The sequence below is a fragment of the Streptococcus australis genome, from assembly GCF_040226615.1.
GTDB classification, from domain to species: Bacteria; Bacillota; Bacilli; order Lactobacillales; family Streptococcaceae; genus Streptococcus; species Streptococcus australis_E.
In genome coordinates this window covers 123,118-135,785 of the sequence record NZ_JBCOAT010000005.1, presented here as the reverse complement: position 1 = coordinate 135,785, position 12,668 = coordinate 123,118, and the positions used below count along the sequence as shown (strand labels likewise).

The following is a 12,668-nucleotide window of genomic DNA, read 5'->3' as shown; positions in this document are numbered from 1 at the left end:
GGCGCGTAGCTCAGGTGGTTAGAGCGCACGCCTGATAAGCGTGAGGTCGGTGGTTCGAGTCCACTCGTGCCCATTTTGGAGAATTACTCAAGAGGCTGAAGAGGACGGTTTGCTAAATCGTTAGGTCGGGTAACTGGCGCGGGGGTTCGAATCCCCCATTCTCCGTAGAGAATCAAGTTAGCATTCTAGCTAACTTTTTTTGTTACTTTGACACATCAATAGAAATAAAAATGTAACAAAGGCGTAACATAAAATCTTTCATTTTCTGTTATACTAGTTAGTGTCTTATATGAAGGAGTCTTTTATTTTATGAAGAAAAAATTATTAACGACTATTTTACTTAGTACAGTTGCTTTATCACAAGTAGGTACAGTTATTTCTGTAGGAGCTGATTCTACTGATGATAAAATCGCTGCTCAAGATAGTAAGATTGCTGATTTGAGTTCAAAAGAACAAAGCGCACAAGCAGAAGTTGATCAAATTCAATCTCAAGTTTCTGAAATCAAAAAGCAACAAGAAACTCTTAAAGCTGAAAATGATCGTTTGAACGAAGAGTCTGCTAAACTTTCAGCAGAGATTGAAGAGCTTTCTAAAAATATTGTTGCTCGTCAAGAATCATTGGCAAACCAAGCACGTAGTGCTCAAACAACAGGAACTGCTACAAGTTACATTAACGCTATTGTAAGTTCTGGTTCTTTGACTGAAGCTATTTCTCGTGTTTCTGCAATGAATGAAATTGCTAGCGCCAACAACAAAATGCTTGAAGAGCAAAAACGCGATAAAGAAGCAATTGACGCTAAGCAAAAAGAAAACAATGAAGCAATCAACACTGTTATTGCGAACCAACAAAAATTAGATGAAGATGCGCAAGCGTTGACAACTAAAGAAGCTGAGTTGAAGGTTGCACAATTGAATTTGGCAGCTGAAAAATCAACTGCAGAAAACGAAAAGAATGCTTTGCTTGCGGAAAAAGCAGCAGCTGAGAAAGCGGCAGCTGAAGCCGCAGCAGCTGAAGCAGCTTACCGTGCACAACAAGAAGAGCAACGTAAGGCTGTAGAAGCATCTGCTAACACTAACTTGCAAGCACAAGTGCAAGCTGCTACTCAAACACCAGCAGCTGAAGCAGCACAACCTCAAGCAACTGTTGCAACTCCTGCTGCAGCACCAGCAGTTCAAACTCAAACTGTTGCTACACCTGCTGCAACTAGTCGTCCATCGTACAGCACATCTGCAAGTTCATACCCAGTAGGTGAATGTACTTGGGGTGCGAAAGTATTGGCACCTTGGGCTGGTGATTACTGGGGTAATGGAGCACAGTGGGCTGCAAGTGCCGCAGCAGCTGGATTCCGTACTGGTAGCCAACCACAAGTTGGAGCTATTGCATGTTGGAATGACGGTGGATATGGACACGTGGCAGTGGTTACAGCTGTTCAATCTACTACAAGTATTCAAGTATCTGAATCTAACTACTTAGGTATCCGTAGCATTGGGAACTACCGTGGATGGTTTAACCCAGTGAATGCACAAGGATCACTTACTTATATCTATCCAAACTAAGAATTCAAAACACCCACTAAAAGTGGGTGTTTTTTACTATAGTTACTATTTTAATTTTTGGTGGATTATGGATTGAAAAATCATGTAAAAAGCGTTACAATGGGTAAAGAGAAGATTTGTACAATTTGTACATTGTGGTTAAATTTATGTGGAGGAAATCATGTCGTTTTCGGATTTAATGCTGTTTGCTTTATCTTCTAACCAAGATTTGGCTGAACGTGTCTCTAAGGAGATGGGATTGCCACTTGGTAAGTCGACCGTACGTCAATTTTCAGATGGGGAAATCCAAGTCAATATCGAGGAGTCTATTCGTGGGAAAGAGGTGTATATTCTTCAATCTACGAGCTCTCCTGTCAATGATAATTTAATGGAAATATTGATCATGGTTGACGCCTTAAAACGTGCCAGTGCTCAAACCATTAATGTAGTGATGCCTTATTATGGTTATGCTCGTCAAGACCGTAAAGCTCGCGCTCGTGAGCCAATTACATCCAAATTAGTTGCCAATATGTTAGAGATTGCTGGTGTAGACCGTCTCTTAACCATTGATTTGCATGCTGCTCAGATTCAAGGGTTCTTTGATATTCCGGTGGATCATTTGATGGGGGCTCCATTGATTGCAGACTACTTTGAACGTCGTGGCATGGTTGGTTCTGACTATGTGGTAGTCAGTCCGGACCACGGTGGTGTGACGCGTGCTCGTAAGCTGGCTGAATTTTTGAAAACACCGATTGCTATCATTGATAAACGTCGGAGTGTCGATAAAATGAACACCAGTGAAGTCATGAACATCATTGGGAACGTTGAAGGGAAAACTTGTATCCTGATCGATGATATGATTGATACTGCGGGAACAATTTGCCACGCTGCAGATGCACTTGCTGAAGCAGGAGCTGTAGAAGTCTATGCAAGTTGTACGCACCCTGTATTATCTGGTCCAGCAATGGACAATATTCAGAAATCAGCAATTAAGAAGTTGGTGGTGTTGGATACCATTTACCTACCTGAAGAGCGCTTAATTGATAAAATTGAACAAATCTCCATCGCAAAACTATTGGCAGAAGCGATTATCCGCATCCATGAAAAACGCCCTCTGTCTCCTCTATTTGAAATTGGAAATGCGAAAAAATCTTAAAAATGTAAAAAAGAGGTTGTAGAGAGCCTCTTTTTTAAGAAAGGAAAGATATGTTTTTCAACTGGTTAAAAAAAGAAAGTAAGATAAAAAATCAGAGGGAGGAGTTGTTGAAAGAAGCACAAAAAAATGAGGATAGAATGGATCCTTGTCTACCAAAAAAGACCTTGCCAAAAAGTGGTGCAATCAAATAAAAGAAGTAAAACACTTACAAAATAAAAGATTTCTACTTTAAAAGTCAAATCTTCTCTTACCTAAAAAAATATAAAATTAATTTAAAAAATAGGTCAGATTTTATTGACAAATAAAATATATCGTAGTAAACTAGTAATAGTTACGAAGTAACGAATTATTTTTTAAAATGAAAAAAGGAGATAAAACAATGAAAAAAGTTTTATTATCATCAGTAGCAGCTCTTGCAGTATTTGCAGCAGCAGCACCAGCATTTGCGAATGAAAACCCTATTAACGGTGGAGCTAACACTCCAGGTGCATATGACCAACCAGTAACTGGTGGTGGTGTAAACGACGCTTACAACGCTCAATCTGAGTTTAAAAATGGTCGTAAAGCTAACGAATATGTTGGTGGTCACCAAGAAGACGTTGATGCTAAAGCATCACAAGACCCAGCTGTAGTTGAGGCTAAAAAAGCATTGGATGCTGTTGAAGGTGGATCACACCTTTACGGTGAAAAGAAAGCTGCTTACGAAAGCGCATTGAACGATGCTCGTAATGCTGTTCGTAACGCTAAAATCCAAGAATCTCAAAAAACATACAACACTGCTGACAAGGCACAAGGTTCTTACTACATCTTGAACGAAACTCCAGAACAAGCTAACGCACGTTACTTGAAAGAACATGGAATTTCTAAAGAAGAAGCAGCTAAACAATCTAAAGAAGAAGCAGCTAAAGCAGAAGAAGCAGCTAAAGCAGCAGCAGCTGGTAAAGCTGGATCTAAACAAGCTGACAAAGCTCTTCCAAAAACAAGCGCTGTTAAATAATTTTTATTAATTAGCTCTTAAATTAAATATCACTGAGCCTTCGGGCTCGGTGTTATTTTTTAGAGTAAACGGTATATAGGGGATTTTATTTTTATGAATCGTACAGATAAACATTCTAGTTCTAAAAGAAAGGGCATTTCGCTTATTCTTGCTTTGCTTGCTCTTATAGCCCTTGTAGGTGGTTTTGTCCTCTTTAACCCATTTGGGAAACAGACTTCATCTGATAAAAAGGACATGAGCTCATCATCTAGTGCAAGTAGCAAAGAGGTCAAGGAAGTTAAGTATGAGCCAAGTCAAGAAGAAAAAGAGTATTTAGCCAACCGCTTTGCTCAATTAACTTCTGTCAATCCAGAAGCGATTGCCTATGTTTATGCTCCAGGAACTGAGTTAGATGAGCCTGTTGTTCAAACAGGGGACAATGCTACTTATTTGGATAAGACGTTTGAGGGTGGAAACCAACCTTTAATGGGAACTGTTTTCATGGATACTGATAATAAAAAAGACTTTAGTGATCGTTTGACCTGGTTATTCGGTCATGCTCGTGGTAGCCAGGTTGAAGATCATCGGATGTTTAACGATGTTAACTTCTATGATAACCAGGAGTACTTTAATCAGCACCCTTACGTAGTTATTGAAACACCTGAGCGTAAGTATTATTATGAAGCAATGGGCTTGGTCATTGTTCCTGAAACAACAGCTTTCTATCGTACCAGCTTTTCAGATGATGAAGATTTCACTACCCAGTTGAAAAACATCTATGAGTCAGCGCGTACAAAGAATCCAAATATTAAAATCAATGCTTCTGATAAGTACCTAGTCTTGTCTACTTGTCGCGAAGAAGATGATACTATTCGTTCCAATCTCTACCTTCGTCAAATTCCGGATTCGGAAATGAAGGATTTCTTGGCGAAACATGGTGATCAGTTAAATTATGTGGCAACACGTGGTCAAGAATAGAAAAGATTTGGTAAAATTTATTCAATGAGAGGATTTAGCATGTGCTAAGTCCTTTTTTGATGAAAAAGGCCATTATTGTATCATTTTAGTTGGGACTAGCCCCTTTTTTGCGATGGTTTTCTATTTATAGTATAATGGTGATAGAACTTTTTTGGAGGTGGCTATGGATTTAACAAAACGGTTTAATCAAAATTTGAATCGAATCGAGATTTCTTTGATTCGTCAGTTTGACCAAGCCATTTCTTCTATTCCAGGTGTTTTACGCTTAACCTTGGGTGAACCAGATTTTACAACGCCAGATCATGTAAAGGAAGCAGCAAAAACAGCTATCGATGCCAACCAGAGTCATTATACGGGGATGAGTGGCTTGCTAGCTCTACGTGAAGCCGCTAGTCAGTTTGTAGCTGAAAAATATAATCTACAGTATCGACCAGAGGATGAAATTTTGGTCACTATTGGGGCAACAGAGGCCCTTTCTGCGACCTTGACCGCTATATTGGAACCTGGAGATGTAGTGCTATTACCAGCACCTGCTTATCCTGGTTACGAACCCATTATTAAACTGATGGGGGCTAGTGTCGTCGAAATCGATACGACAGATAATCGCTTTGTCCTCAGTGCAGAGGCTTTAGAAAAGGCCTTAGAAGAGCAAGGGGATCGCGTCAAGGCGGTTATTCTCAACTATCCAGCTAATCCAACAGGTGTCACCTACTCTAAGGAGCAGATGCAGGATTTGGCTAGGGCCTTGAAAAAATATGAAGTCTTTGTGGTTTGTGACGAAGTTTATTCAGAGTTAACCTACACAGGTCAGCCTCACGTTTCCTTGGGATCCTATCTACGGGACCAAGCCATTATTATCAATGGCTTATCTAAGTCTCATGCTATGACAGGCTGGAGACTCGGTTTTATCTTTGCGCCGGCTCCCTTGACAGCTCAATTAATCAAGAGCCATCAGTACTTGGTGACTGCAGCGGGAACCATGAACCAGTATGCAGCTATTGAAGCCTTAACGGTTGGTAAAGACGACGCAGAGCCGATGAAACGGGAATACATAGAGCGTCGAGATTATATCATCAAAGAAATGTCTGCCATGGGCTTTGATATCATCCGTCCAGATGGAGCCTTCTATATCTTTGCTAAGATCCCACAAGGATATCTTCAAAATTCGTTCGATTTTTTGAAGCTTCTAGCTCAAGAAAAGGCCGTTGCCTTTATTCCAGGAATGGCTTTTGGACCTTATGGCGAAGGCTATGTACGCTTGTCTTATGCAGCTAGTATGGAAGTGATCCAAGAAGCAATGAGTCGGTTGAAGGAGTTTATGAAAGAACATGCTGGAGAGCATTGAGAGTCGTGGCATCGTCCTCTACCATCGGGATTATCGAGAGGATGATAAGCTGGTTAAAATCTTTACAGAGCAAGCTGGCAAGCTCATGTTTTTCGTGAAACATGCCAATCGTTCTCGCTTGAATTCTATGATCCAACCGTTGACTTTAGCGGATATGTATCTGAAAATCAATGATGACGGACTCAGCTATATCGAAGATATTCATGAGGTTCAAAGTTTCCAAGGGATTAATCAAGATCTTTTTCGTCTTTCCTACGCAACCTATATACTAGCCTTGGCAGATGCTAGTATACAGGATCGTCAACCTGATCCAGCTTTATTTGCTTTTTTAGAGCAGACCTTGCAATTGATGGATCGGGGCTTGGATTATGAAATCTTGACCAATATTTTTGAAATGCAGATTTTATCCCGATTTGGTGTCGCCTTAAACGTCCATGAGTGTTGTGTCTGTCATCGAGTGGGCCTACCTTTTGATTTTTCATTCCGATTGGGTGGTGTCCTATGCCCAGATCATTATGATCGTGACGAAAGACGAGCCCACTGGGATCCAAATGCCCTCTATTTGTTGGATCGTTTTCAAGCTGTGAAATTTAGTGAGTTAGAGACGATTTCCATCCATGATGAGATGAAGAAAGAGTTGAGAAAGTGTCTAGACCAACTCTATGATGAATATGTCGGCATTCATCTAAAAGCTAAGAAATTTATTGATTCCCTGGGAAGCTGGGGAGAGATCTTAAAAGATCAGTCTGGAGGTAAGAAATGAAAAAAATTGCAGTTGATGCAATGGGTGGAGATCATGCTCCACAGGCCCTGGTTGAAGGGGTCAATCAAGCCATACAAGAATTTAAGGATATTGAAGTCATTTTGTATGGGGATGAGGCTAAAATTAAGCAATACCTGACAGCAACTAAGCGGGTATCTATCGTCCATACAGATGAAAAAATCAACTCAGATGATGAGCCAACTCGTGCTATTCGTCGGAAAAAGCAAGCTAGTATGGTCTTAGCAGCGCATGCAGTTAAGAATGGGGAAGCAGATGCCATGCTTTCTGCAGGAAATACAGGAGCTCTTCTTGCTTCTGGTTACTTCATCGTCGGTCGGATTAAGGTCATCGATCGTCCAGGTTTGATGTCGACTCTTCCTACCCTTGATGGGAAGGGCTATGATATGCTGGATCTGGGGGCAAATGCTGAAAATACACCAACACACTTGCACCAATATGCGATTATGGGAGCCTATTATGCAGAGAATGTTCGTGGCATTAAGCGGCCTCGTATCGGTCTCTTAAATAACGGAACTGAGGAAAGCAAGGGGGATCCCCTCCGCAAGGAGACCTATCAATTATTAGCAGCAGATCCTGCCCTCAACTTTGTAGGAAATGTAGAAGCGCGTGATTTGATGGATGGAGTTGCTGACGTCATTGTGACAGATGGATTTACAGGAAATGCTGTCCTTAAGACCATGGAAGGAACTGCTTTGGGCCTCTTTAAACAGTTGAAAATAGTCCTTAGTGGTGGTGGCTTGAAGGCTAAGATTGGAGCCTTCCTCTTGAAGAATGATCTACGAGGTTTGAAAAAGACCTTGGATTATTCAGATGTTGGAGGTGCGGTCTTGTTTGGTTTACAAGCCCCTGTCGTGAAAACCCATGGTTCTAGTGATGCCAAGGCAGTCTATAGCACGATTCGCCAGATCCGGACCATGTTGGAAACAGATGTTATTCGTAAGTCTGTGGTTGAATTATCAGAATTGGAGGAAGAGAAATGAGTCGTCATCAAGAAATTTTTAAACTAGTTGAAGGGTTGATCAAAGATCATAAGGGATCTGAGTATGAGGTTACTTTGGATTTGGATTTACGAAAGGACTTGGAAGTAGATTCAGTTGATCTCATGGAATACATTATTTATTTGGAAGAAGCCTACCAAATTGATATCCCAGACAAGGATATTGATGCCATGGCAACCGTTGGAGATATGGTAGACTACGTTTTGAAGAAAACAAGCAAATAAAGTTCGGTTTTTACGAACAAATAAGCATCTAAAAATAAGAGGTTGAATCTTTTTGATTCAATCTCTTATTATTTTTGTGTTACAAGCGAACAAGATACGGATTTAACTTGAAAAAACTACCTCTCTGTGATACACTGAAAGGGATAAAAGATGAAAGGCGAACAAGAAGATGTCCGATCAATTAATTTATACGGGGAAAGCAAAAGATATTTATAGTACAGAAGACGAACATGTGATTAAGTCCGTTTATAAGGACCAGGCCACTATGCTGAATGGGGCTCGTAAAGAGACCATCGAAGGAAAAGGTGTGCTGAATAATCAGATTTCGTCTCTTATTTTTGAAAAATTGAATGCTGCTGGGGTAGCGACGCACTTTATCGAACGTATTTCTGATACCGAACAACTCAACAAGAAAGTGACCATCATTCCTTTGGAAGTTGTTCTTCGTAATGTGACGGCGGGTTCTTTCTCCAAACGGTTTGGTGTGGAAGAAGGGGTAGACCTAGAAACTCCAATTGTTGAATTTTACTACAAAAACGATGAGTTGGATGATCCCTTTATCAATGATGAGCATGTGAAGTTCTTGGATATTGCCAATGATGAACAAATCGCTTATATCAAGGAAGAAACGCGTCGTATCAATGAATTGCTGAAAGATTGGTTTGCGCAAATTGGTCTTCGCTTGATTGACTTTAAATTGGAATTTGGTTTTGATAAGGATGGCAAGATCATCTTGGCAGACGAATTCTCACCAGATAACTGTCGCCTTTGGGATGCGGAAGGGCACCATATGGACAAGGATGTTTTCCGTAGGGACTTGGGAAGTTTGACAGATGTGTACAAGGTTGTGTTGGAGAAATTGCAGGGCTTGAAGTGATCTTTTTGAAACGGAAAACCTTCGTCTTCAATAACTTATTTGAATAGAAATAAAGGAAATAAAATGGATAAACGTATTTTCGTTGAGAAAAAAGCTGATTTTCGTGTGAAATCTCACTCTTTAGTAAAAGAATTACAGCATAATCTTCAGTTGAAAACCTTGAAGGATCTTCGGATTGTGCAGGTTTACGATGTCTTTAATTTGGCAGAGGATTTGTTTGCGCGTGCGGAAAAACATATCTTTTCTGAGCAAGTAACCGATACTGTTTTGGATGAAGCTACGATCAAGGCAGATCTTGCTAACTATGCTTTCTTTGCTATCGAAAGCTTGCCTGGTCAATTTGACCAACGTGCAGCATCTTCACAAGAAGCCTTGTTGTTGCTTGGTAGCTCAAGTGATGTAACGGTGAATACAGCTCAATTGTACTTGGTCAACAAGGATATTGATGCGAATGAATTGGAAGCTGTCAAGAACTACCTCTTGAATCCAGTGGACTCTCGTTTCAAAGATATCACTGTTGGCATTGCCAAACAGGACTTCTCCGAGTCTGACAAGACCATTCCAAACTTGGATTTCTTTGAAACTTATACGGCAGAAGAATTTGCTCAATATAAGGCAGAGCAAGGATTGGCCATGGAAGTGGATGACCTTCTCTTCATCCAAGACTATTTCAAGTCAATTGGACGGGTACCAACTGAGACGGAGCTTAAGGTGTTGGATACTTACTGGTCTGACCACTGCCGTCACACAACGTTCGAGACTGAGTTGAAAAACATCGACTTCTCGGCTTCTAAATTCCAAAAACAATTGCAAGCAACTTATGACAAATATATTGCCATGCGTGATGAGTTGGGACGTACGGAAAAACCTCAAACCTTGATGGATATGGCGACTATTTTTGGTCGCTATGAGCGTGCCAATGGTCGTTTGGATGACATGGAAGTGTCTGATGAAATCAATGCCTGCTCAGTTGAAATTGAAGTAGATGTCAATGGTGTCAAAGAACCATGGCTTCTTATGTTCAAGAACGAAACTCATAACCACCCAACGGAAATTGAACCATTTGGTGGAGCGGCTACTTGTATCGGTGGTGCCATTCGTGACCCATTGTCAGGTCGCTCTTACGTTTACCAAGCTATGCGTATCTCAGGTGCTGGTGATATTACAGCTCCGATTTCAGCGACTCGCGCTGGTAAATTGCCACAACAAGTGATTTCTAAAACAGCGGCTCATGGCTATTCTTCATATGGGAACCAAATTGGTCTTGCAACAACCTATGTTCGTGAATACTTCCACCCAGGATTCGTTGCTAAGCGTATGGAACTAGGTGCAGTTGTCGGTGCAGCTCCTAAGGAAAATGTTGTCCGTGAAAAACCTGAAGCTGGTGATGTGATTATTTTGCTCGGTGGGAAGACTGGACGTGACGGTGTCGGTGGTGCGACAGGTTCTTCTAAAGTTCAAACGGTTGAATCGGTTGAAACAGCTGGTGCTGAGGTTCAAAAAGGGAATGCCATCGAAGAACGGAAGATTCAACGTCTTTTCCGTAATGGGGATGTGACCCGTCTGATCAAGAAATCAAATGACTTTGGAGCTGGTGGTGTCTGTGTGGCTATCGGTGAATTGGCAGATGGTCTTGAAATTGATCTAGACAAAGTGCCATTGAAATACCAAGGTTTGAACGGAACCGAAATTGCAATTTCTGAATCTCAAGAACGGATGGCTGTGGTGGTTCGTCCAGAAGATGTAGATGCCTTCGTTGCAGCATGTAACAAAGAAAATATTGATGCGGTTGTCGTGGCAACTGTGACGGAGAAACCAAATCTTGTCATGCACTGGAATGGCCAAACCATCGTTGATTTGGAACGTCGTTTCCTTGATACAAACGGAGTACGGGTAGTTGTCGATGCTAAGGTAGTTGACAAGGATGTCAAGCTCCCAGAAGAACGCCAAACATCTGCTAAAACCCTTGAAGCAGATACTCTTGCAGTCTTGGCTGACCTGAACCATGCTAGTCAAAAAGGTTTACAAACTATCTTTGATAGCTCGGTTGGTCGTTCAACAGTCAATCACCCACTTGGTGGTCGCTACCAACTCACACCAACTGAAGCTTCTGTACAGAAATTGCCAGTCCAACATGGCGTGACTCATACTGCCTCTGTTATGGCACAAGGATTTAACCCATACATCGCAGAATGGTCTCCATATCATGGAGCTGCATATGCGGTCATCGAAGCAACTGCTCGTTTGGTTGCTGCTGGTGCAAACTGGTCTAAGGCTCGTTTCTCTTACCAAGAGTACTTCGAGCGGATGGATAAACAAGCAGAGCGTTTTGGTCAACCAGTAGCTGCTCTTCTTGGATCTATTGAAGCTCAGATTCAACTTGGTTTGCCATCTATTGGTGGTAAGGACTCTATGTCAGGTACCTTTGAAGAATTGACAGTACCACCAACCTTGGTTGCTTTTGGGGTGACAACTACAGACAGCCGTAAGGTTCTTTCTCCAGAATTTAAGGCTGCTGGTGAACATATCTACTACATCCCAGGTCAAGCTTTAACCCAAGAGATTGACTTTGATCTCATCAAGTCTAACTTTGCTCAATTTGAAGCCATTCAAAAGGCTCACAAAGTGACAGCCGCATCAGCTGTCAAATATGGTGGTGTCCTTGAAGCTCTTGCCCTTGCAAGCTTTGGAAACCATATTGGTGCCACTGTTCAATTAGCTGATCTTGACACCAGCTTGACAGCTCAATTAGGCGGATTTGTCTTCACATCTCCTGAAGAAATTGCAGGTGTTGAGAAGATTGGACAAACAGTTGCAGACTTTACACTGCTTGTCAACGGTGTAACGCTTGATGGACACCAGCTTGACAGTGCCTTCCAGGGTAAATTGGAAGAAGTTTACCCTACTGAGTTTGAACAGGCTACTGAACTGGAAGAAGTACCTGCTGTAGCATCAGATGCTGTGATCAAAGCTAAAGAAACAGTTGAGACACCAGTGGTCTACATTCCAGTATTTCCAGGTACCAACTCGGAATACGACTCCGCTAAGGCCTTTGAAAAAGAAGGTGCAACAGTCAACTTAGTACCATTTGTTACATTGAATGAAGAAGCGATTGTCAAGTCGGTTGACACCATGGTTGATAACATCGGAAAAGCTAACATTATCTTCTTTGCAGGTGGTTTCTCAGCGGCGGATGAACCAGATGGATCAGCTAAATTTATCGTGAATATCTTGCTCAATGAAAAAGTACGTGCAGCTATTGATCACTTTATCGAAGGTGGTGGTTTGATCATCGGTATCTGTAATGGGTTCCAAGCCCTTGTTAAATCAGGTCTCCTTCCATACGGTAACTTTGAAGATGCAAGCAGTACCAGTCCAACCCTTTTCTACAACGATGCCAACCAACACGTGGCTAAGATGGTGGAAACAAGGATTGCAAACACGAACTCACCATGGCTTGCTGGAGTGGAAGTTGGTGACATCCATGCTATCCCAGTATCACACGGTGAAGGGAAGTTTGTCGTGACAGCTGAGGAATTTGCAGAGCTTCGTGACAATGGTCAAATTTTTAGCCAATACGTTGACTTCGAAGGAAAACCTAGCATGGATTCTAAATACAATCCAAATGGTTCTGTCCATGCGATTGAAGGAATCACTAGCAAGAACGGTCAAATCATTGGGAAGATGGGACACTCAGAACGTTTCGAAGACGGTCTCTTCCAAAATATTCCAGGAAATAAAGACCAGCATCTCTTTGCATCAGCGGTTCAATATTTTACTGGAAAATAAAAGGT

At 41.5% G+C, this 12,668-nt stretch carries 10 protein-coding genes and 2 tRNA genes; all 12 read left to right on the top strand.

Going from position 1 to position 12,668, the window contains the following annotated elements; all coding sequences use genetic code 11:
- The 12 genes from ABT997_RS06315 (at window position 1) to ABT997_RS06260 (ending at window position 12,663) form a co-directional block, all read left to right on the top strand.
- Window positions 1–73 (top strand) — tRNA-Ile (locus tag ABT997_RS06315).
- A gap of 4 nt (window positions 74–77) precedes the next feature.
- Window positions 78–165, top strand: a tRNA-Ser gene (locus ABT997_RS06310).
- A gap of 144 nt (window positions 166–309) precedes the next feature.
- The gene (pcsB, locus tag ABT997_RS06305) at window positions 310–1,557 is read left to right on the top strand and encodes a peptidoglycan hydrolase PcsB (RefSeq protein ID WP_350018978.1); all 1,248 of its coding nucleotides are present in this window, start codon (window positions 310–312) and stop codon (window positions 1,555–1,557) included.
- Window positions 1,558–1,717: 160 nt separating this feature from the next.
- A complete protein-coding gene (locus ABT997_RS06300) occupies window positions 1,718–2,692 on the top strand; it encodes a ribose-phosphate diphosphokinase (protein WP_048717045.1) in 975 nt (324 codons plus the stop codon).
- Window positions 2,693–3,071: 379 nt separating this feature from the next.
- Window positions 3,072–3,689, top strand: a complete 618-nt coding sequence (gene abpA / locus ABT997_RS06295) for an amylase-binding adhesin AbpA (RefSeq protein WP_350018977.1) — start codon at window positions 3,072–3,074, stop codon at window positions 3,687–3,689.
- A 93-nt stretch (window positions 3,690–3,782) separates the two neighbouring features.
- On the top strand, window positions 3,783–4,646 hold the full coding sequence (srtB, locus tag ABT997_RS06290) for a class B sortase, LPKTxAVK-specific (RefSeq protein WP_350018976.1): 864 nt from the start codon (window positions 3,783–3,785) through the stop codon (window positions 4,644–4,646).
- Window positions 4,647–4,809: 163 nt separating this feature from the next.
- Complete coding sequence (locus ABT997_RS06285) at window positions 4,810–5,991, top strand: pyridoxal phosphate-dependent aminotransferase (RefSeq protein WP_350018975.1); 1,182 nt, start codon at window positions 4,810–4,812, stop codon at window positions 5,989–5,991.
- Window positions 5,975–6,754: a DNA repair protein RecO gene (gene recO, locus ABT997_RS06280; RefSeq protein WP_154854614.1), complete on the top strand. Its 780-nt coding sequence runs from the start codon at window positions 5,975–5,977 to the stop codon at window positions 6,752–6,754. The genes ABT997_RS06285 and recO overlap by 17 nt, the downstream gene beginning before the upstream one ends.
- Complete coding sequence (plsX, locus tag ABT997_RS06275; protein WP_350018974.1) at window positions 6,751–7,755, top strand: phosphate acyltransferase PlsX; 1,005 nt, start codon at window positions 6,751–6,753, stop codon at window positions 7,753–7,755. Before recO ends, plsX begins: the two co-directional genes overlap by 4 nt.
- Window positions 7,752–7,997: an acyl carrier protein gene (locus ABT997_RS06270; RefSeq protein ID WP_006595305.1), complete on the top strand. Its 246-nt coding sequence runs from the start codon at window positions 7,752–7,754 to the stop codon at window positions 7,995–7,997. The genes plsX and ABT997_RS06270 overlap by 4 nt, the downstream gene beginning before the upstream one ends.
- Before the next feature lie 169 nt (window positions 7,998–8,166).
- On the top strand, window positions 8,167–8,874 hold the full coding sequence (gene purC, locus ABT997_RS06265) for a phosphoribosylaminoimidazolesuccinocarboxamide synthase (RefSeq protein ID WP_126403566.1): 708 nt from the start codon (window positions 8,167–8,169) through the stop codon (window positions 8,872–8,874).
- Between the two features lie 63 nt (window positions 8,875–8,937).
- A complete protein-coding gene (locus ABT997_RS06260) occupies window positions 8,938–12,663 on the top strand; it encodes a phosphoribosylformylglycinamidine synthase (RefSeq protein ID WP_350018973.1) in 3,726 nt (1,241 codons plus the stop codon).
- Window positions 12,664–12,668 lie beyond the last annotated feature (5 nt).